Source organism: Pedobacter aquatilis (genome assembly GCF_032678405.1).
GTDB classification, from domain to species: domain Bacteria; phylum Bacteroidota; class Bacteroidia; order Sphingobacteriales; family Sphingobacteriaceae; genus Pedobacter; species Pedobacter aquatilis_A.
In genome coordinates, this window is record NZ_JAVTSJ010000001.1 from 1,044,670 (window position 1) to 1,067,716 (window position 23,047).

The window sequence follows — 23,047 nt, forward strand, 5'->3', positions numbered from 1 at the left end:
TTATTGTACATACGCTAATGCTTCCTCAACAGTATTAACTGGCAACTGGCATACTTTATTTCGGCAAATATAAACTTTTGTTTCATTGCTTTGCTTACCTTTTAACAGCGGTAAGTTACTTTTTGTTCCACCCAATGTAATTTTGTTCGGAATATAATGATTGCTTAACGCTATTTTAACCACATCGGCTTCCAAACCTGTAATGGCAATTTCGTTTATACCGTAAACTTCATTAAGTAGCTGTATTGCCCAGTTTGAATAGGCCGAACCATAGGTTTTTATTTTGTCTTGTACCGCAGCGAGCATTGCTGCTGCCTTTTCGGTATAGGTTTCAAGGTCGAACAACAGACCTAATTTCTGAAGGTTTTGGGCCATTACTGAGTTGGCTGCAGGAATAACATTATCCATCACCTCGTGTTTACGGGCAATTAAACTTTCGCTTTCGGAAGAAGTATAAAAAAACATTGGCGATGCCGGATCGGTAAAATTCTCAAGCACATGCGCAGTTAATGCCCTGGCTTCGCTTAACCATTTTTCATCAAAATCATATTCGTACAAAGCAATCAGTGCATCAATCAAAAAGGCATAATCATCTAAAAATCCGGTTATCGAAGCCTTCCCGTTCTTATAATTCCGGAACAAGCCACCATTTTCAGCCTTAAGGTTTTTCAGGATAAAGTTAGCTGCCAGGGATGCTTTCTCATAATAACCATGATGGCTTAAAACGCTTGCAGCATCAGTCAACCCTTTAATCATCATCGCATTCCATGCTGTCAGGCATTTATCATCCAGCCCCGGCCTTACTCTTGTACTGCGTACTTCAAGCAGTTTTTCCTTTGCTGATTTTACCTTATCGTATAGTGTTGCCGCATCAATATGGTATTTGGCAATTAGATCATCATCTGATAAAGTTTTACGCAAAATATTGGTTTGCTCCTCTTCCCAGTTCCCATTTTCAGTAACATTGTAATATTCACCGATCAATGCAGCATCTTCGCCTAAAAGTTCATCAAATTGCGCTTTTTCCCAAACATAAAACTTGCCTTCAACCCCCTCGCTATCGGCATCCAGTGCCGAATAAAATAAGCCTTCCGCAGAAGTCATTTCATGATACACCCAGTCTATCGTTTCAGTTATGGTTTGCTTAAAAGAATCGAATTTTGTGCATTGGTAAGCTTCAGCATACAAACTGATGAGCTGCCCATTATCGTAAAGCATTTTTTCAAAATGCGGCACATGCCATTTATCATCAACCGAATAGCGGGCAAAACCACCACCAATCTGGTCGTAGATTCCACCCCGGCTCATTTCTTCCAGCGTATGGCAAACGGCAGTAAAAACAGCTTCATCATCTTTCAGAAAACCATACCTCAGCAGAAATACCCAGTTGTTGGGTAAGGGAAATTTCGGCGCACGGTTATATCCACCGAAACCAATATCGAAATGCCGTTTCCATGGCTCAACAATCTCCTTAAGGTGTTCCTGCGTGTAAGTTTCCAGGTTATCAACGGCAATTATTTTTTCACTGTCACGAATGCCTGAGGTTAGTCGTTCGGCATACTGAATGGCTTTATCCGGCTCATTTGCCCATAAACCGGCAACGTTTTCGAGTATATTAATCCAGTCGTTTTTTCTAAAGTAAGTACCTCCATAAATCGGACGCTGATCCGGCAGGCAGATGCAATTTAAAGGCCAGCCACCACTCCCCGTCATTAGCTGTATGGCGTACATGTAAATCTGGTCGATATCCGGACGTTCTTCGCGGTCAACCTTAATACATACAAAATGCCGGTTCATTACTTCAGCAACCTCATGATTTTCAAAACTTTCGCGCTCCATTACATGACACCAATGGCAGGCAGAATAGCCAATACTTACCAGAATCAGTTTATTTTCAGCCTTAGCTTTTTCTAATGCTTCTGGACCCCACTCATACCAGTCAACAGGGTTATGGGCATGTTGCAACAAATATGGCGATGAGGCGTGAATGAGGTTATTGGTTTCAGACATATGGCTAATGGATGATGTAAAACGAATGATATAACAGGAAACTTTAGATTTGTAAATCTATTAATAATCTACAAAAGCTATCTCCATTTAGTTTTTGTTTTTATATTTTAGGTGTCATTATAAGTTTCTCTAAATTATTCTTGGTTCCAGGTGCAATGCATCGAGAGCAAAATTTAAAAAAATGAAAAATTTTAGCACTATAGCCCCTAAACCTTTATCCTTCTACCTTCACCCTTAAAAACCATGAAAATCACTCATACCGAAATATACCGCTTTAGTATTCCCATGGAGCCTTTTGTTATTGCAACCGGCACCATGCATTTTGCACAAAATGTACTGGTGCGCATTTACACTGATACGGGCATTCATGGTATCGGAGAGTGCTCTGCATTTCCGATGATTGTTGGCGAAACACAGGAAACCTGTATTGCCATGGCTAAAGATTTTGCAGCTATTTTAAAAGATAAAGATCCATTAGACATTCCGGAGCGGATGAACGATCTGCTGGGATATGCCGACCATAACAGCACCATTAAAAGCGCTTTTGACATGGCCTTGTTTGATATTGCAGCCAAAAATGCGGGTTTACCGCTCTACAAGTATCTCGGTGGGCAAAAACGGACTATTGAAACCGACATGACCATAGGTATCGATACACCGGAAGGGATGGCCGAAACAGCTTTGAAATACAAAAGCAAAGGTTGTAAAATATTAAAAATCAAGCTGGGTAAAAAAGTAAATGAAGATATTGAACGGGTAAAACACATTCGTGAAGCTGTTGGTTATGAAATCACTTTGCGATTGGATGCCAACCAGGGCTGGAGTTTTGATGATGCCTTATTTGCATTGGGCGAGCTGGAAAAGTACAACATCGAATTCTGCGAACAACCCATGCGCACCTGGTTTGATGATAAACTGCCGGAACTCAACCTGAACTCACCCATAAAATTAATGGCCGATGAGAGTTGTTATAACCACCATGATGCCAGAAAACTGATTAACAGCCAATCGACAACCTATTTAAACATTAAGTTTTCGAAATCAGGGGGGATTTTAGAGGCACAGAAAATACACGAAGAAGCTTTACAAACCGGCGTGAAATGTATGATTGGCAGCATGCTCGAAAGCCGTATTGCATTAAGCGCCAACCTCCATTTTGCTTATGCGAGTCCGAACGTAGAGTTTTTTGATTTGGATACTGCCTTATTGGGGCATTTGGTAGATCCGGTTGTTGGAGGCTTAACTTATAATGGCTACTTTTTGGATGTACCGGATGAAATTGGCATCGGTGCTGAAGCCGACGAGTTCTTCCTCGAAAAATGTGAAAGCTGGGTTGTGTAGTATATTGGTTCAGTAGTCATTAGTTTATAAGGGTATTTCTAAAGTACAACAAAGTATATACAATTATCAAGTACCAATAATTAAACACCAATTATCAAATGAATCATTGAACAATTTTCAGCTGACAGTTTTCAGTTACCAATGAACTAATGACCAATGAACCATTGAACTATTGAACAAGCATCTTCGCCAGCGCAGTACTATCACCATTAAAAGCATTAAAATCTACAACATGGCCAACACCATTAATTTTTGCTTTATCAGAGTGCTGCCAGAATTTCCAGCGACTGTTATCCAATCGTAATTTAGGCTGATAATAATGTGCAATCCACAAGGGATATTCATCAAAATTATCCTGAAGATAATCCTCATAAAATTTTAACCCCGTGTAAATAATCGGTCTTACTTTAGTCTTCATTTCAACATAGTTGAGGAAATCAGAAAGCTCAAGGCGCATCCTTAAAGGAGAAACACCATCCAAAGTTTCAATGTCAACTACAGGAGGCAAATCGCCTTTTTCGATGTTTACAACCTGCAGGAAGAACTTAGCTTGCGCTTTGCCGCTTTTCTTTGGCCGGAGAAAATGATAGGCACCACAAATAATCCCGGCCTTAGGAGCTTCACGCCAGTTGCGCTGAAAATAAGGATCGACAAGTAAAATCCCTTCAGTAGCCTTGATAAAAGCAAAACTAACCTTTACCCCATCTTCCTTCATTTCCTTTACCTTAAGCCAGTCTATCTTACCCTGGTAGTATGACACATCGATGCCATGAACGGTATATTTTTTCGGTATCTTAATGTTGAAGCTTTCGTAACTGCGGTAATTAGGATCCTCCCCAAAATCTTTTACCCAGCGCCACGCAGAAACAAAACCACTTAAAATATAACCATAATAAAAAGGTGATAGCAGGATTAGTAACAAACCAGCTATAGCCACTTTCCATGCTGTAGGAAATGGTTTAGCTTTCTTTTTACGATTTACAGGTTTTCGGCTTGAAGGTTTTCTAACAACCGGTTTTCTTTTCTCTGGAGGCATAAACTGCTGCTAAGTTGAGGAAATTTAGGAAATAAAAAAAGGATACAAATTCATTAAAATCATAATAATACCAGCATTATTGGTTAAATTTACCTGTACTACAGGATGTTCTGTCCACTCTCCAAAATACAAAGAAACCTGATCTTTAAAGTCCACCTTCAGTCCGTATCAAGTCCGTATCAAGTCCACATCATATCCACCCCTGCGCCTGTTGTATCCCGGCCATACCTCAATCTTAATCCCATAATACTTGCATTTAAAAGAAAGCCATGCCTGAAAAAGTATCAAAGAGTAGCGCTGCGGTATAAATATTATACGAATCAGAGGGCAATTGTCTGCCAGATGGGTATCTGAAAGCTGGCCAACAAAAAGAAGTAATAAGGAATACGCCTCGTTGCAATAAGGCTAAAAAACTAAGCAGAAAGCAGCTAATTGCTACTGTTAATCACCTGCTGATTTACTACTTTTGCAACTGAAAATATAGCCATGTTCAAACTCATATTAAATACCTATAAAGCTGCTTTCAGTGGTCTGGGCCGCGAAACCTGGTTGTTAAGCATCGTAATGATGTTTAACCGTTGTGGCAGTATGGCTGTACCTTTTATGGGCTTGTATGTTACACAAAGCTTACATCATTCTGAAACCGATGCCGGCCTGATTATTACCTTATTTGGTGTTGGTTCTATTTTGGGTTCCTTAACTGGCGGTAAATTAACTGATATCATTGGTTTCAGACCTGTTCAGGTGCTTTCATCTATCATTGGGGGATTACTTTTCATCCTCTTTTCTACTATCGGGCATTTCTCTACATTATGTATTTTAGCAGTGGTCATCAGTTTCTTTTCAGAAGCCTTCAGGCCGGCAAATTTCACCGCCGTTGCCCATTACGCTAAAGCCGGAACAACAACCCGCTCTTATTCGCTAAACAGGCTGGCAACCAACATCGGCTGGTCGGTTGGCATTAGTATGGCCGGTATTGTAGCCTCGATTAATTATAAATTACTTTTTATTGTAGAGGGTAGCGTAAGTATCCTGGTAGGGCTTTCCATATTGTTTTTACTGCCACAGGTTAAAGATTTCATCAAGAAAGCAAAGGTACACCGGAACACCATGATTATTAAAAAACCATGGCAAGATCACTTTTACATTAAATTTATTCTTGTTACTACGGTTTTTATCACATCGGCATTTCTAATGTTCAGGGTTGTTCCTGTATTTTTTAAAGATCATTGGCACATTAATGAAGCGGCCATTGGTATAATAATGGGGCTTAACGGCGCTATAATTGCCTTGTTCGAAATGGTGATGATTAATAAAATAGAAAATAAGCGACCGCCGATTTTCTTCATTGTTATCGGTGCAGTTTTATTTGCGGCTTCATACCTGATCTTAAGCGTTCCTTTTGCATTGCATATAGCCTTGGCCGTTCTTACGGTTGTAATTTTTACCCTTGGCGAAATGTTTGTTTTACCTTTTATTAATACAGTAGTAATTAGCAGGAGTAACGAGCATAACCGCGGATTGTACGCTGCCGGATATACTTTAAGCTGGTCGGTGGCGCAGGTATCAGGACCTGTAACAGGTTTCTTTATCGCCAAACATTTAGGCTACAACTGGCTTTGGGCTAGTATTGCAGGCATTTTATTATTGTGCGCCTTTGGTTTTAAGCTTTTAGCTAAAGGCGAGAGCCAAAATCCGCCAGTTACAATAAAGGGATAAACACTTTGTTTATCCCTTTATTAATCGTTTGAAAAATTACTTTACTTTTTGCGCCTTTACGCCTTCTTTGGTAATTTTTACCGGTAAAATATTACCCTGATCATCGAAATTCATTTCATCGATACAAGTTTCACGATGGTTTCCGTCAGTTTCTGTTAGTGGCCTGCGATGGTAAACAATGTAATATTTATTCTTTTTCTCATTGATGATCAAAGAATGGTGCCCCGCTCCCCTTGCTATTGTTGCATCTTGCTGTAAAATTTTACCTGCCCTTTTAAACGGGCCAAACGGCGAATCGCTTACCGCGTAAGCCACCGAATAATCGGGACCGGTCCACCCGCCTTCGCTCCACATAAAATAGTATTTTCCATTTCTGATGAACATATAAGGACCTTCCACATATTTATCGGGTGTAATTTCCTTAAAAGTTGTTCCGTCTTCAAATGGTAAAAACCCCGTGAAATCTTTATTCAGTTTTGCGATGTTGCAATGGCGCCATCCACCATAGATTAAGTAATACTGGCCATCTTTATCTTTGAAAACAAACTGATCAATAGGCTGTGCACCATTATAAAATTTATCAACCAATGGTTTTCCCAAATGATCTTTGAACGGTCCTTCCGGTTTATCGGCAACCGCTACACCAATACCGCCCACCTCTTTATCACTCTGGATATCATTCGCCCCAAAGAAAAGATAATATTTCTTGTCTTTTTGTACAATTGCAGGTGCCCACATGGCCTTATTAGCCCATTTAACTGCAGCTGTATCCAAAACATGAGGATGTTTTTTCCAGTTTACCAGATCATCCGAAGAAAAAGCATCAAGAAAAACCTGTTCTTTATATTTGGCAGAGTATGTTGGATAAACCCAGTACTTATTATTAAAAACGGCAGCCTCAGGATCGGCATACCACCCTGGAAATATTGGGTTTCCCGATTGCTTAATCGTTTTAGTACTTTGAGCAAAGGAAGTAACCCCTGCAAAAAGTAAAAGAGATGTGATCATGTATTTCATGCCTGTAATTTAGAGAAAAAAAATAAGTTTCAAAACTTAAGCATGGCTTTTGGAAAGCGATGGCAGGACTACAGTACCAGTGGAATACTCTTGCTGGTTTCAAAAAAAATCCCTGTTCAGTTGAACCAAACAGGGATTACATATACAGAAGGAAGCTTATTTACTTAATTCTGCGAAATATTTATGAAACAAAGGAAGGGTTTCAATTCCTTTATAGTAGTTATAAATATCATACTTCTCATTTGGCGAGTGAAGCGCATCGCTATCTAAACCGAAGCCAAAAAGAACCGATTTTATACCCAAAACATCTTCAAAAAGTGCTACAATAGGAATGCTACCACCACCTCGCGTTGGAATTGCAGTTTTACCGAAACTATCTTCAATGGCTTTTTCTGCCGCACGGTAAGCAATGCTATCTGTAGGTGTTACCACGGGCTCACCACCATGGTGTGGGGTTACTTTAACTTTAACGTTTTTAGGCGCAATACTTTCAAAGTGCTTCGTAAAGATTTCAGCAATTTCTTCCGAGCTTTGGTTAGGTACCAGGCGCATGGAAATTTTCGCATTTGCTTTACTTGGCAATACCGTTTTAGCACCTTCGCCAATATAACCACTCCAGATTCCGTTTACTTCCAGAGTTGGACGTGTGCCCGTACGCTCCAAAGTAGAGTAACCTTTTTCTCCCCAAACCTCATCTATAGCAAGATCCTTTTTATATTCCGCTTCATCATAAGGTGCTGAATTTAAAGCTTTTTTCTCCTCATCTGTCAGCTCAACCACTTTATCATAAAAAGCCGGAATGGTGATATGATTGTTTTCATCATGTAATGAAGCAATCATTTTACAAAGAATTGTTGCCGGATTAGCCACTGCACCGCCGTATACGCCAGAATGTAAATCGCGGTTTGGCCCAACAACCTCAACCTCCATATAAGCCAGGCCACGCAAACCAGTCTCAATTGATGGATGCTCCATACTGATCATTGAAGTGTCTGAAATCAGAACTACATCTGCTTTTAAGCGATCGGCATTTTCTTTAACAAAAATACCAAGGTTGGCCGAACCTACTTCCTCCTCACCCTCAATCATAAATTTAACATTGCAGGCTAAGGTTTTGGTTTCCATCATTAATTCAAATGCCTTAACGTGCATATAAAACTGGCCTTTATCATCGCAGGCGCCACGGGCGTAAATTTTACCATCACGAACGGTAGGCTCGAAAGGTGGTGTATGCCAAAGTTCTAATGGGTCGGCAGGCTGAACATCATAATGACCATAAATTAATACAGTTGGCAAAGCAGCATCAATAAGCTTTTCGCCATAAACAATCGGGTAACCAGCTGTAGGGCAAATCTCTACATTATCAGCACCGGCATCCTTAAGCTTTTGAGCAACATAGTCTGCAGTTTTTAAAACATCGCCTTTGTATTTTGGATCGGCACTAACCGAAGGGAAACGCAATAATTCAAACAACTCATCTAAAAACCGTTGTTTGTGTGTTTCCACATAATTTTTAATCTCTTGCATAACAAAATGAATTTGGGCAAATATAGGGTTTTAGGATAAAACAGGTTTAATATTTGACCGGAATTGACAAGATTGACATATTATACATAATGGAGGTTTTATAGCTTAAATAGTACTACAAGTTTTAAAATTCCTGTTTATGTAATTTAACTGTTGAATGTTTAAAAAAAAATATACCAGCAACGTTATTTTTTCGTTTTTTTACTAAATTGCGCCCTTAAAATTCAACATACAAATCTCAAAACAAGAAAGTTATCAATGAAATTAAGCGCAATTGTTTCGCATGTTCTGCTGCTATTTTCATTTTTGTTTCCGACGATAGCTTTTTCACAAAATAACACAAAGGTTAGTTGCCCTGAAGCGGCCCAGTATTATGCTAAAGACAGTATTAATATTGTAACATTCGGAGCCAGTACGGTAGAAGGTGTTAGGGGACTTGGTTTTCAAACCATGCTCGAAAGTAATTTCGCAAACTGTTATACAGGAAAGGTTATAGATATTACCAACCAGGGCATTGGTGGGCAAACAACGTTACAAGGCTTGCTTCGTATAGATAATGCAGTACAAAACCGTACGGGTTTTATTGTAATTGATATGGGGATTAACGATGCATTATCAATTGCAACCGGAAAAGGAAGTGTTGCTGAAACCGAATCGAACATGAGGTTACTCATAACCACGAGCCTGAAGCAGAAACTGGTACCAATAATTTGCACCTTGCAGAATGTAGATGATCGTGCCAACACCAATCTTGTGGCGGTTAATACAACGATTCGGCAAATCAATGCTGTTTACCGAAAATTAGTTACAGAATATAAGTTATACCTTGCTGATGTAAATGCAGCCATGCGTCGCGATTTTTCGCTCTACCAGGACCCCTACCACCCTAACGCAAGAGGTTACAGATTGATTAGTTATGTAATTTTTGATGCAGTAAACAAAGCTATTTTCGACAAGTTTTTGATGTTTGTAGTTACACAGAACTACCCAAATCCAGCATCTACGCAAACCTATATTGATATTGTACTTCCTGAGTCGGACAAAATAAACGTTCAGATTTATGATATGATGGGGCGTTTAGCCAAAACTGTAATTAATGAGTACCTGAACACAGGAAAACACACCCTTGAAATAAACACCACTACATTTGTGCCTGGGATATATTTCTTCAAAATATCATCCGATTCCGGGCAATACAATGCGGTTAAAAAGTTTATTGTAGCGCGGTAAATCCACCCGGTAAAAAAGAAGCTGCTTAACATATTATATAAACATATTAAGCAGCAATAATAATTAAAGCACCATAATACCACTTATCGTGGCTACCTGCTTATAAATAGCAATTACCTCATCGGCATTTTGCATTTGTTTTTTCACCGTGATGGATACATATTTACCGGTTTTAGAGGCTTGTTCTATAAACTCATCGTTAGGTAAAACGGCCCGCAGCTCTTGTATTTTTTCCAGTCCACCGGTGATGATAAACTTAAAATGATAAATACCCGGAAACTTTTCTACACTTTCTAATTTCTCTTTCAGATTGGTGTAAATATCAGTGCTTGCTCCTTCAGGTATATCGGTGAATGTTATTTCTTTATTTATTTTTTTATCTTCCATGCCAACTGTATATCAAATTCTATTCCCAAACAATTAAGATGTAATTTTGGCATAAAGTATATAGTTTTCGACCAATAACGGCATGAAAATAACTGGTTTTACCATATAAGAAAGCTTAATTACTGTATAATGCTATTTCCCTAATGTCCCTGTGGTTAATGTTTATGAAGTTTGGCTTTTAAATCTTAAAGAATAGCACAAAACTAATTTCTTTAAACCTTGGCGAAGCGGATACCGGCCCCCTGCCTAAGGCCTGAAGGCGTATGAGTGAAGCAAAGGACTAGCAATAATGGATACACAGTATTTGCTTTTCAAAAAAATTAGCCTGCTATTTCTCCACAAATTCAATAAAAAACTTTTGAATTATTATTTTTGAGCCTCAAAAAAACAGGAGCCGATTTGGATTATTTAGAAGGATTAAACCCACAACAAAGAGCAGCAGTAGAGAACACTAAAGGACCGGTAATGATTGTTGCAGGTGCCGGCTCGGGGAAAACACGTGTAATAACATTTCGTGTAGCACACCTTATTCAAACCGGAACCGACCCTTTTAACATTCTGGTTTTAACCTTTACCAACAAAGCCAGTAAGGATATGCGTGAGCGTATTAGTAAAGTTGTTGGTGCCGAGGCTAAAAATATCTGGATGGGTACTTTCCACTCAGTTTTTGCAAAAATATTACGCGTGGAGGCGGAGAAAATCGGTTATCCGAATAACTTTACCATTTACGATACCGACGACAGCAAAAGTGTTATCCGTGCAATTTTGAAAGAAATGCAGCTTGATGATAAATTGTATGCACCAAACTTTGTGTATGGCCGGATCTCATCGGCAAAAAACAATTTAATTTCATGGGGCGAATACCAGGCAAACGACCAGATTCAGGCTGAAGACATACAGAATAAACGCCCATTGTTAGGGCAAATTTATGAGCAATATGCAAAACGCTGCTTCAGGGCCGGTGCAATGGATTTCGACGACTTACTCTTTAAAACCAATATCCTGCTGAAAGAGCATCCTGATGTTTTAAACAAGTATCAGCAAAAATTCAGGTATTTAATGGTGGATGAGTACCAGGATACCAACTTTTCGCAATATACAATTGTAAGAAAACTCGCAGCCGCCTACCAGAACATTTGTGTTGTGGGTGATGACGCACAGAGTATCTATGCTTTCCGCGGAGCGAACATTCAGAATATTCTGAATTTCGAGCGTGATTACCCGGATTTAAAAGTTTATAAATTAGAGCAGAATTACCGCTCTACACAAAATATTGTTGATGCTGCCAGCAGCATTATTGCCAACAACAAAAACCAGCTGGAAAAAAATGTTTTCTCAGAAAACGTAGAAGGCGACAGGATTAAGGTTTCAAGGGCATTTACCGATAACGAAGAAGGCAAGCTGGTTGCCGAGGCTATCCTTCAGGAACGTGGCTTAAAGGGCTATCCGTACCACGATTTTGCAATTTTGTACCGGACTAATGCACAGAGCCGTGCAATGGAGGAAGGTTTAAGAAAACTCAATATCCCCTATCGCATCTTTGGAGGTACTTCTTTCTACCAACGTAAAGAAATTAAAGATTTAATTGCCTATTTCCGCTTAACTTTTAATCCGAAGGATGAAGAGGCAATAAAAAGGGTAATTAATTATCCAAAGCGGGGAATTGGTGATACCTCAATTGATAAGATTATAGTTGCTGCCGACCAAAATAACATTACCATGTGGGATGTGATTTCGAATGCGCAGATGTATGTTGATGGCCGTTTAGCCAACCAGCTAAATGATTTTGCTATGATGGTGCAAAGCTTTCAGGCCGAAGCTAAAAAGCTCGACGCATATGATTCGGCTTTATTTATTGCCCAGCATGCTGGTATTTTAAAGGAATTATATACTGATGATAGCGTTGAAGGCCGTGCAAGGTATGAAAACATTCAGGAATTATTAAATGGTATAAAAGAGTTTGCCGAGCGTGAAGATATTGAAGAGAAAGGTCTTGATATTTTTATGCAGGATGTGGCGCTTTTAACCAATGATGACAAAGATGGCGATAAGAACAAGGATACGGTTTCGTTAATGACGATCCACTCAGCCAAAGGTTTGGAGTTTAAAAACGTATTTATTGTAGGTTTGGAAGAAAACCTTTTCCCATCGCAGATGTCGGTTAATTCACGCTCTGATTTGGAAGAAGAGCGCAGGTTATTTTATGTGGCCATTACCCGTGCTGAAGTTAAATTAACAATTACCTATGCAACATCACGTTATCGCTGGGGAACGCTAACCAACTGCGAACCAAGCCGTTTCATAAACGAAATCAATCCTCGCTACCTGGAACTGGATGTTAAACCTGCAAAAAGTAATGTTTTTGAAGGTAATTTTGACGACGAAAGAAAAACCTGGACCTCACAGCCACGTGATTTCTTCAGTAAACCCAAACCGGCAAGCACCTCTTCTGCTCCGCCCCCACGCCCGAAAACAACTTCGCTCCTGGCTAAGGCACATGTTCCGAGCCCGGGTTTTACACCATCGCAACCACATGAATTTCAAAATGGTATGGAAGTAGAACACGAAAAATTTGGTTTTGGAAAAATTGTCAGCCTCGAAGGCACCTTGCCTGATGTTAAGGCAACTGTATTTTTTCAGGGATTGGGCAATAAACAACTATTACTGAAGTTCGCCAAACTGATGATTGTAAAATAACTACATTTTCTCAATGGAAACATGGTTCTATTAGGAATAAATTCAATATTTTTCCGTGTTTTCAGCGTTTCCATGGCAATTATTTTTACTTTCCCGCAGATTTCACTAATAAACGCAGAAAATGGCTTTTAGGCAAATTGAGTTGCAATAATTCCATCGAGTTCCGTGTTTTCAGCATTTCCGTGGCAATTATTTTTACATTCCCGCAGATTTCACTAATAAACGCAGAAAATGGCTTTTAGGCAAATTGAGTTGCAATAATTCCATCGAGTTCCGTGTATTTCATGTTTCCGTGACAATCCTCTTTTTTACCGTTAAATCCAATATCCGTGTTTGAAAAACAACAAAATTATCCTTAATATTGGGGTCGGTTCTCCCGAATACAAACCATGCAACTTACTCGTTTAGAAATTAAAGGATTTAAAAGCTTTGGCGACAAAGTCACCATCAATTTTAATGAGGGCGTTACAGCTATTGTTGGGCCAAATGGTTGCGGAAAATCGAATGTAATTGACGCTATGCGTTGGGTTTTAGGCGAACAAAGCACCAAAGCGCTTCGCTCTGAAAAGATGGAAAACATTATTTTCAATGGTACCAAAAACCGTAAACAGGCGCAGCTTGCAGAAGTTTCATTGAGCTTTGACAACACTAAAAACATCCTTCCAACCGCCTATTCTCAGGTTACAGTTACACGTAAATTATACCGTAATGGAGATAGTGAATATCGGTTAAATGATGTTCAGTGCCGTTTAAAAGACATAACCGATTTATTTCTAGATACCGGCATTGGCTCAGACAGCTATTCTATCATTGAGCTGAAAATGGTTGATGAAATCATTACCAATAAAGAGCATAGCCGACGCTCATTATTTGAAGAAGCCTCGGGTATTTCGAAATACAAGCTTCGTAAAAAACAGACTTTTAATAAACTAAAGGATACAGAAACCGATTTAGAGCGTGTTGAGGATCTACTTTTCGAAATAGAAAAAAACCTTAAAACCCTCGAAAGCCAGGCCCGTAAAGCCGAACGCTATTATAAGTTAAAGGAACAATACCGGGAATTGAGTGTTCAGCTGGCTACCCATCGCATTGCCTTTTTCCGTACCGATTTAAATGCACTCGAAACCCAGGAACAGCAGCAGCAGGTTTTGAGAACGGAGTTAAGCACCCAGATTGACACACAGGAAGCTGACTTACAAAAACTTAAACTGGGAAGCATCAATCAGGAAAAGAACCTTTCTATACAGCAAAAAGCAACTAATGAACTGATTTCGAAAATCAGGGCTTATGAAAGCGAAAAGAAAGTAAAAAATGAGCAGATGCGTTTCTTACAGGAGAAAGAAACACGCTTATCTGGCGAACTTGAAAAGGACAAAAACCAGGTTAATCATATAAAATACAATATTAAGCGCCTCAATGAAGAAGTTTTAACCGAAACAGAGGTCTTTAATAAATTAGAATCAGATTTAAAGCTATTAAAATCTTCACTGGATACCCTTCGTGAACAACAGCAAACGGAGAAAAACCGAATTGACAACCTTGTAAAATCAGTTAATGATATCCAGAACCAGGTTTACCAGTCGCAAAAGGAAATTGATATTTTAAATATCCAAAAAGATGCCCTGGTACAGGAGACCAACAGAAATGTTGATGATACGGAAACCAAAACACTCGAACTAAAGGCATTTGACCATGCATTAGCCGAGCTGGACATACAGGTTTCAGAAAAGCAAAACACCATAAAGCAACTAAAGGAAGCCGAAGAAATACTCAAGGAAAAGCTGGAAATATCAGAGGTTAACCTTAGTACAAACAAGGAAAAACTAACGGCCGAGAACCGTAAAAAAGACGCCAAACAAAACGAATATAACCTTACCAAATCGCTGGTAGATAGCTTGGAAGGCTTTCCTGAGTCGATCCGATTCCTGAAAAAGAATAATGCCTTTGCAAAGAGTGCCTTACTCCTTTCGGATATTCTGTTTTGTAACGAAGATTACCGCATAGCAATAGAAAATTACCTGGAACCGGTAATGAATCACTATGTGGTTGATAAATACTCGGATGCCGTACAGGCCATCAACCTTTTAACTGATGCCAGCCGCGGAAGGGCTAACTTTTTTATCCTCGAAAATATTCCGGATAAAAATGCATCACCACTCAACCACGATGGACTGGTTTCTGCCTTATCGGTAACTGAAGTAGACAAAAAGTACCAGCATCTTTGCAACCTGCTGTTACAAAATGTATATATCGCTGTGGCTGAGCAGGAAAATCTTTTTAAGGAAACACCAACTGAAAGCTTAACTATACTAGCCAAGAACGGAAAATATGCCCAAACTAAATTCACTTTAGCTGGCGGTTCTGTAGGGTTATTTGAAGGGAAACGAATAGGCCGGGCTAAAAACCTCGAAAATTTAGCTAAAGAAATAAAAGCATCAGAAACGCTGATCAATCAATACAACACGGCAATAAAAGCAGAAACGGAGAATATTTTTAACCTGAAAGAAGCCTCGAAAGTTAATCAGATTAATACCTTACAACAGGAGCTTAACCGGTTAATTAATGAAAATATTTCCGTTCAAACCCGTCGCGACCAGTACCAGGAGTTTATTACAACCAGCGAAAACCGTAAGACGGACATTGCACAGAAGATCGTATCGATAGAAAAATCTTTAGCTGAAAAACTACCCGCTTTGGTTGAATTGCAGAAAAAACAGCAGCAAGATCATGTTGATTTACAAGAGCAGCAGCTAAACTACCAGGAACTTGCTGATCAGGTTAATGAATCGGCGGGAAAATATAACCAGGATAATATCCGTTTCCACCAGCAGCAGAATAAACTATCAGGTTTAGAGAAGGATTTAGATTATCGTTTCGTGCAGGAAGAAGCACTTAACAAACGTATTGCACAGAATGAAAAAGAGTTTCAGGAAACACTTGCACAAATAACGGAAACACTGCAACATACCGATTTAAGCGACGATACACTCTTAGAAATGTATCAGCAACGCGAAGACATGGAAAAAGGGCTTGCAGAGGTAGAAAAGACATATTTTGAAAGTAAAGGAAATATTAACGAGGTTGAAAACAACCTGACCACTATTCGTAAAAACCGGGAAGAAACCGATTTTCTGTTAACAGAAATAAAGGATAAGAAAAACACCTTAAAGATTGACCTAAACTCGTTGAAAGAACGTTTAGCCGTTGAGTTCAATATCGATATAAACGACCTTTTAGAAACCGACACTGAAGTTGAAGCCCTGGAAAGTGAATTCGAAATCCGCCAGAAGGTAGAAAAGATGAAACGCCAGCTGGATGAATTTGGCGCTATTAACTCGATGGCTATGGAAGCATTCAAGGAAATGGAAGAGCGTTATGTTTTTATACAGAACCAGAAAAAAGACCTTAATGCCGCTAAAACCGACCTGCTGCAAACCATCAAAGAAATAGATGATACGGCAAAAGATAAATTTATGCAGGCATTTACACAGGCCCGCGAACATTTTATTGTCGTTTTCCGCTCCCTGTTTAATGAAGAAGACAGCTGCGATTTGATTCTATCAGATGCAAACAATCCACTGGAAGCCGACATTGACATTGTTGCACGCCCTAAAGGTAAAAGACCACTATCAATCAATCAGTTATCAGGTGGAGAAAAAACGCTAACTGCTACTGCCCTTTTATTCTCACTTTACCTTTTAAAGCCTGCGCCTTTCTGTATTTTCGATGAGGTTGACGCCCCTTTAGATGATACCAACATTGATAAATTCAATAACATTATCCGCAAGTTTTCAAACCAGTCACAATTCATCATTGTATCGCACAATAAGCGTACAATTGCAAGTACCGACATCATTTATGGAGTAACCATGGTAGAACAAGGTGTTTCGAGAGTTGTTGCAGTAGATTTAAGAGAAGTGGCCGCTTAAGGAACTTAAAGATAAAGGTATTTAGTTTAGCGTCTTTGTAAATCATCCTATTATTTTAACGTATAAGTATTGGACAATAAACTAAATAAGCTTTTGCTTTCAATACCTCAATATTTAATATCTTTAGGAAAATTTATAAACCAACGCATTAAGATTGCTTCGTGCATCGCAATGACGAAAAGAAATATAAAATGAAATTACTATATATTATTCCTCTAGCACTTACCATTAGCTGCTGTTCTTCCGTAAAAAACCAGTCTTCAACCGGGTCTGGTAAATTAGATACACAACTTTTAAAAGATGTTGAAGTGTTGTCTTCTGATGCTTATCAGGGCAGAAAAACAGGGACTAAAGGTGCTGAAATGGCAAGAGCTTACATTATTGAACGTTTTCAGAAACTTGGCTTGAAATCGTATCCGCAAAATGTAAACTATGCGCAGGAGTTCACCTTTAATGCAAGAGGTGGGGCAAAAACAAATGGAACAAATATTATTGGATACATACCTGGCAAAAGCACCAATGTTATTGTTGTATCAGCACATTACGATCATTTAGGGGTTATAAAGGATGAAGTATTTAATGGTGCTGATGACAATGCATCGGGTACTGCCGGTTTATTAAAAATTGCTGCGTACTTTGCTAAAAACAAACCGAACAATACCATCATTTTTGCCGCTTTTGATGCAGAAGAAATGGGTTTACAGGGCGCTAAAGCATTTGTGGCCAATCCGCCTGTACCAATCAATACCATTGCTGTTGATTTAAACATGGACATGATCAGCCATAGCGAAAAGGGAGAGCTTTATGTTTGTGGAACCTTCAGATACCCTAACCTTAAAAAGTATGTAGATACAAGCAGAAAGGATATAAAGTTAATTTTAGGTCATGACGACCCTAAGCTTGGCCGCGACGACTGGACCAACCAAAGCGACCAGGGTGCTTTCAATGCTAAAAATATCCCTTTCCTGTATTTTGGTGTTGAAGACCATAAAGATTACCATAAGGCAACAGACGAATATGCAACCATTACAAAACAGTTTTTCAGCGATGCAGCTAATGCTGTTTTAGATGTGGTAAAAAGTATAGATAAACAGTCGGCTTTGCAGCAATCATTAAAAGATAAGATGATTATGAGGTAATCCCGTCAGATTACAGAAATTTTAAAGAACCATTAACCATCAGGAACCTGCCCTACAAGGCAGGTTTTCTTGTGTATAAAGCTTTTCAATTAAAAATTATAAGACTGATTATAAGACAGTTAAAAACAAAACTACAAAAATAGTTTGAAAACTATTTTTATAGTAGTAACTTCATATAACCGAACTATAAATATAGTTACTATGATGAAAGAACTTACAAAAGCAGAAGAACAGGTGATGCTTATCCTTTGGGAAATGGGAGAAGCACTGGTAAAAGAAGTAATTGAAAAGATGAATGAACCCAAGCCTGCATACAATACCGTATCGACAGTAATCAGGGTACTTGAAGGAAAAGGTTTTGTTGATCACAAAGCTGTTGGAAATACCTACATCTACTTCCCGATCATTCAGGAAGCTGACTATAAACACTTTGCTTTAGATAAAGTAATGAACAATTACTTTGAGAATTCTTACGAAAGCCTGGTTTCTTTTCTGGTAAAAGAAAAAAGCATGAGTAAGCAGGAACTAGACGAAATCATCCAACTGGCAGAAAAACTTAAACAAGATAAATAATGAGCTGGCTATATTATTTACTCGAGGCAAACCTGTATCTGGTATTATTTTATGGGTTTTACAGATTGTTTTTATACAAAGAAACCTTCTATGTTTTAAATCGGTATTACCTGATATTAAGCACATTAACAGCATTTACAATACCTTTCATGCAATTGGGTTTCTTAACCAAGGAAATCATTTACGATAATTTGCCGATATACCAGCAAATACAGGAGGAAAAGCCATTGTTAAGCACAGAAAACATTTTAATATTTCTTTATTTATTAATCACCATCATCTTTCTTTCAAAAATATGTTGGGGGTTCAGGCACATCTTCAAGCTTTTAGGACGGCCGAACAAGATTGTTGAAAACGGTATAACAATAGTTGAATTACGGCATTCAAAAATTGCGTTTTCCTTCTTCAATCTACTTTTTATCGACCCGGAATTGCCCCAGAGGAATACCATTTTAAATCATGAAATGGCCCATATCAGGCAAAAACACAGTTTTGATGTATTGTTTTTTGAGTTATTGCGCAGCTTTTGCTGGTTCAACCCAATTGCACATTTGCTAAAAAACGACATAAAACTACTGCATGAATACCTGGCCGATGAGGAAACAACTAATAAAGGAATAGCAAAATACGAATATGCACTCTTCCTGATTCAAAATTCTTGCGGAGGGCATGAAACAGCATTAACTAACCAAATTTTTAATTCATCCATTTTAAAAAGAAGAATAAGCATGTTAAATCAAAAGAAAACTGCAAAATGGGCAAGGCTCAGATTGTTACTCGTACTTCCTGTAGTTGGCGGAATGTTATGTACTTCTACCATGGCATTTACAAAAGATTACGGGATTGTAGACTTATATCCTAAACAAGAGAAAGTAAAAGAAATTGTAATTCAGGAGCCTGTAGTGAAGAATAAAGCGGCTAAAAAAGCACTACCCGCCCCTCCTCCTCCGCCAGCTGCACCTCCGAAACTTAAATTACAGAAAGTAGCCCCACCGCCGCCACCGATAGAGCCGGCACCGGCGAAAAAAGCAAAGAAAAAGATTGCCCCACCTCCGCCACCAATTGAGCCTAAGCCCGCTAAGGCCAAAGAAATTGTGATTGAAGAACCACTGGCCAATCCAGTTCCGAATAGGAAAAAGTATGATAAAGACGATGTAATTTATGGCGATCCGACACCAGAAAATAAGAAAACATCAACTAACGGAAGGATTCTCGGAGAATTGGTAAAAGACGGTGTTATTAACGGCGTAATTTTAAAAGGTACTAAATAGCACCGCCTAAAAGTTATTGTGGTACGTAAACCACGTATTTCGTTTCAAAAAAATCTTCCTCAAAATAAGCTGAAAGCGGATAAAGTTCTGCTTTCAGTTTTGATTCTTTAATCTCCTCAGCAAGATCACCACCTTTTAAATACAGAATTCCATTTGGAATGGCATTTAAAGATTCTTTTTTGAATTTACCCTGAATCCATGGATAGAATTCGCCGAGCCTGGTTACGGCCCTCGAAACAATAAAATTAAACTTATCTTTAATCTGTTCAGCCCTAAGATGATCGGCTTTTAGATTATCTAAACCTAATGCAGATGCAACCTCTTTAACCACTTTTATCTTCTTACCGATAGAATCTACAAGATAGAATTGTGTTTCCGGGAACAAAATTGCCAATGGAATACCCGGAAAACCACCTCCCGTTCCAACATCCAGCACACTTTCACCAGGTTTAAAAGAACAAACCTTAGCTATGCCTAAAGAGTGTAAAACATGTCGCTCATATAGTTCTTCGATATCTTTTCTTGAGATTACATTGATTTGTGCATTCCAAAAGCTATACAAATCAAACAATTGCTCAAATTGAGCGATCTGCTTTTCTGTTAATTCGGGAAAATATTTTAAAACGATATCGGGTTTTACTTCAGACATGGTATTGATAAAATTAATAGCTATTAAGAAAGTTCAGGTTTATTTCCATTGAACTTTTTTTACAAAGATAGACAGAAAGCCGTTAAACACTAAAAATACGAATAAAATCATATCAAGTATTGGGAACCACCACCTCAAATCGCCATAATTTAGCCTTTTGAGTAACCTTGAATAAATAAAACTCCTGATAATTACACTAAAGGCTAAAATGCCCAATGCTATATATCTGGTATCCGGTAAACAGATTAAACTTATTAATAATATGTAAAACAGAAACTGGATGATAATTTGCGTAGACAGGATGAATTTATGTTTAGGCTTATAAAATTTCCCTGCACCAAAATGTCTTTTCTTTTGGCGTAAATATCCGCCCCATGTTTTATTTGGCTCACTCCAAACCTGGCTATCCGGATTGATTCTGATTGCCGTGTTTGAAGCGTTGGCATGTGCATTAACGAATAAATCATCGTCGCCCGATGGAATATGCATGTGCGCTGCAAACCCCTTATTCTTAAAGAAAAGCGATTTTTTATAGGCCATATTTCGGCCTACGCCCATATACGGCATTCCCTTCAGCGCAAAGCTCAGGTAGTTCACAGCAGTAAAAAAGGTTTCAAAACGAATTAGCGCATTTAATAAACTACGTTTTTTCATGTATGGCGAATACCCCAAAACAATTTCTACATTTTCATCAGCCGGTTGCTGCATACACATTAACCAATTGTCGCTTTCGGGTTCACAATCAGCATCAGTAAAAACGAGCCACTCATATTTCGCAGCCTTTATCCCCATGGTGACTGCAAATTTTTTCCCGGCTATAAACTTATCATTATCTAGTATTTTAACCACCTTAAGCTTTGGAAATTGTTTCTCAAGCTCTTCAAGGTATTCTTCAGTACCATCCCATGAGCGGTCGTTTACAACAACTACTTCAAATTCGGGATAATTCTGATTGAGCACTGCGGGTAAATATTGCTGAAGATTAGCAATTTCATTTCTTGCACATATAATTACGCTAACAGGCGACTTTGAAAGCTGAGGAACATCATCAATTACTGTAGCAGCAAGTTTTAGATGAACAAAAAGGCTAAAATATAATTGCACCAGGAGGCAAAAACCTAATGCGGAAAGTAAATAAATTTCGGGTATGGTTAATATCACAACGTTAAAATAAACAGGCGCAAATTTCTCATTTTTAATCTGTAATACAGTTTTATGTTGATAAAAAATTAAACAAAAATATACCCTCATATTTTCTTATTTTTGGCTGATTTTTGTGATAAGAAAAACACCATAAAAACTAGCCTGATCAAAATTCAGGATGATAGTTTTAGCTGAATTAATCAGGGGGTGAAATCCATCTTTAGGGTGGAAAAATTAAGAGGAAACAGATGAAATTTACTTTACAGGCCAACGACCCGCTATCTAAAGCCAGGGCAGGAACAGTTACTACTGCACACGGCGAAATACAAACACCTATTTTTATGCCTGTAGGCACCGCAGGTACGGTAAAAGCGGTTCACCAGCGTGAGCTTGAGCAGGATATTAATGCGCAGATCATATTAGGGAACACCTATCACCTTTATCTGCGCCCCGGACTGGACATACTTGAAAAGGCGGGTGGTTTGCATAAATTTATCGGGTGGGATCGCCCTATTTTAACAGATAGTGGTGGTTATCAGGTTTATTCTCTAAGTAAAGTAAGAAAAATCAAGGAAGAAGGCGTTACTTTCAATTCACACATTGATGGGTCAAAACATTTGTTTACACCTGAATATGCCATGGATATACAGCGCACTATTGGTGCTGATATTATTATGGCCTTCGATGAATGTACACCCTATCCATGCGACTACAACTATGCTGCGCAGTCGATTAAAATGACTCACCGCTGGTTAAAACGTTGCTGCACTCATTTTGATAATACCGAACCTAAATATGGCTTCGACCAAACACTTTTTCCGATTGTACAGGGTTCTGTTTATAAAGATTTAAGGATAAAATCCGCAGAGTTTATCGCCACCATGGGCCGTGAAGGAAATGCAATCGGGGGTTTATCAGTAGGAGAACCAGCTGAAGAGATGTATGCAATGACAGAAATTGTATGCGATATATTACCTTACGAAAAACCACGTTACTTAATGGGCGTTGGTACACCAATTAATATCCTCGAAAATATAGCACTTGGTGTTGATATGTTTGATTGTGTAATGCCAACAAGAAATGCCCGTAATGGTATGTTATTTACCAAGAATGGCATCATCAATATCAGGAATAAGAAGTGGGAAAATGATTTCTCGCCTATTGAAGCCGATAGTGATTTACATGTGGATTTAGTAACAACAAAAGCATATTTACGTCACTTAGTACATAGTAATGAGATGCTTGGCGCACAAATTGCTACCTTGCACAACCTGCATTTTTATCTTTGGCTGGTAAAAGAAGCCAGGGAAAAGATTATCGCCGGCGAATTTTACGAATGGAAAAACCAAATGGTTAAAGTATTGGGCAACAAGCTATAA

Annotated in this window: 16 protein-coding genes; 9 read left to right on the plus strand and 7 right to left on the minus strand. The window is 38.7% G+C overall.

The features are described from left to right. Positions 1–2,010: a thioredoxin domain-containing protein gene (locus R2R71_RS04335; RefSeq protein WP_316830023.1), complete on the minus strand. Its 2,010-nt coding sequence runs from the start codon at positions 2,008–2,010 to the stop codon at positions 1–3. A 243-nt stretch (positions 2,011–2,253) separates the two neighbouring features. Between R2R71_RS04335 and R2R71_RS04340 the strand changes: the two genes are divergently transcribed. Then, positions 2,254–3,351: a dipeptide epimerase gene (locus R2R71_RS04340; RefSeq protein ID WP_316830024.1), complete on the plus strand. Its 1,098-nt coding sequence runs from the start codon at positions 2,254–2,256 to the stop codon at positions 3,349–3,351. A 169-nt stretch (positions 3,352–3,520) separates the two neighbouring features. On the opposite strand, the gene R2R71_RS04345 is transcribed toward R2R71_RS04340, so the two are convergent. Further along, entirely contained in the window at positions 3,521–4,387 is an 867-nt protein-coding gene (locus R2R71_RS04345; protein ID WP_316830025.1) for a glycoside hydrolase family 25 protein, read from the minus strand. Between the two features lie 486 nt (positions 4,388–4,873). On the opposite strand from R2R71_RS04345, the gene R2R71_RS04350 reads away from it, so the two are divergent. Then, positions 4,874–6,106: an MFS transporter gene (locus tag R2R71_RS04350; RefSeq protein WP_316830026.1), complete on the plus strand. Its 1,233-nt coding sequence runs from the start codon at positions 4,874–4,876 to the stop codon at positions 6,104–6,106. A 36-nt stretch (positions 6,107–6,142) separates the two neighbouring features. On the opposite strand, the gene R2R71_RS04355 is transcribed toward R2R71_RS04350, so the two are convergent. Both R2R71_RS04355 and R2R71_RS04360 read right to left on the minus strand, forming a co-directional pair. Then, on the minus strand, positions 6,143–7,123 hold the full coding sequence (locus tag R2R71_RS04355; RefSeq protein ID WP_316830027.1) for a glycoside hydrolase family 43 protein: 981 nt from the start codon (positions 7,121–7,123) through the stop codon (positions 6,143–6,145). 156 nt (positions 7,124–7,279) lie between these two features. Further along, complete coding sequence (locus R2R71_RS04360) at positions 7,280–8,650, minus strand: dipeptidase (RefSeq protein WP_316830028.1); 1,371 nt, start codon at positions 8,648–8,650, stop codon at positions 7,280–7,282. A gap of 258 nt (positions 8,651–8,908) precedes the next feature. Here R2R71_RS04360 and R2R71_RS04365 point away from each other — a divergent pair, with 258 nt between their 5' ends. Beyond that, complete coding sequence (locus R2R71_RS04365) at positions 8,909–9,880, plus strand: SGNH/GDSL hydrolase family protein (RefSeq protein ID WP_316830029.1); 972 nt, start codon at positions 8,909–8,911, stop codon at positions 9,878–9,880. A gap of 63 nt (positions 9,881–9,943) precedes the next feature. On the opposite strand, the gene R2R71_RS04370 is transcribed toward R2R71_RS04365, so the two are convergent. Continuing rightward, a complete protein-coding gene (locus R2R71_RS04370) occupies positions 9,944–10,267 on the minus strand; it encodes a DUF493 family protein (protein ID WP_316830030.1) in 324 nt (107 codons plus the stop codon). 399 nt (positions 10,268–10,666) lie between these two features. Between R2R71_RS04370 and R2R71_RS04375 the strand changes: the two genes are divergently transcribed. From R2R71_RS04375 to R2R71_RS04395, 5 genes are all read left to right on the plus strand, one after another. After that, a complete protein-coding gene (locus R2R71_RS04375; RefSeq protein WP_316830229.1) occupies positions 10,667–12,964 on the plus strand; it encodes an ATP-dependent helicase in 2,298 nt (765 codons plus the stop codon). 389 nt (positions 12,965–13,353) lie between these two features. Beyond that, positions 13,354–16,893, plus strand: a complete 3,540-nt coding sequence (gene smc / locus R2R71_RS04380) for a chromosome segregation protein SMC (RefSeq protein ID WP_316830031.1) — start codon at positions 13,354–13,356, stop codon at positions 16,891–16,893. A 191-nt stretch (positions 16,894–17,084) separates the two neighbouring features. Beyond that, a complete protein-coding gene (locus R2R71_RS04385; RefSeq protein WP_316830032.1) occupies positions 17,085–18,032 on the plus strand; it encodes a M28 family peptidase in 948 nt (315 codons plus the stop codon). Positions 18,033–18,233: 201 nt separating this feature from the next. Beyond that, positions 18,234–18,605: a BlaI/MecI/CopY family transcriptional regulator gene (locus R2R71_RS04390; protein WP_316830033.1), complete on the plus strand. Its 372-nt coding sequence runs from the start codon at positions 18,234–18,236 to the stop codon at positions 18,603–18,605. After that, a complete protein-coding gene (locus R2R71_RS04395; protein WP_316830034.1) occupies positions 18,605–19,876 on the plus strand; it encodes a M56 family metallopeptidase in 1,272 nt (423 codons plus the stop codon). The genes R2R71_RS04390 and R2R71_RS04395 overlap by 1 nt, the downstream gene beginning before the upstream one ends. Before the next feature lie 13 nt (positions 19,877–19,889). Here R2R71_RS04395 and rsmG read toward each other — a convergent pair whose 3' ends face one another. Further along, positions 19,890–20,525 carry a 16S rRNA (guanine(527)-N(7))-methyltransferase RsmG gene (rsmG, locus tag R2R71_RS04400; RefSeq protein ID WP_316830035.1) on the minus strand — a complete coding sequence of 212 codons (636 nt, stop codon included), beginning with the start codon at positions 20,523–20,525 and terminating at the stop codon, positions 19,890–19,892. A 39-nt stretch (positions 20,526–20,564) separates the two neighbouring features. Next, on the minus strand, positions 20,565–21,776 hold the full coding sequence (locus R2R71_RS04405) for a glycosyltransferase (RefSeq protein ID WP_316830036.1): 1,212 nt from the start codon (positions 21,774–21,776) through the stop codon (positions 20,565–20,567). Positions 21,777–21,916: 140 nt separating this feature from the next. Between R2R71_RS04405 and tgt the strand changes: the two genes are divergently transcribed. Beyond that, complete coding sequence (tgt, locus tag R2R71_RS04410) at positions 21,917–23,047, plus strand: tRNA guanosine(34) transglycosylase Tgt (RefSeq protein WP_316830037.1); 1,131 nt, start codon at positions 21,917–21,919, stop codon at positions 23,045–23,047.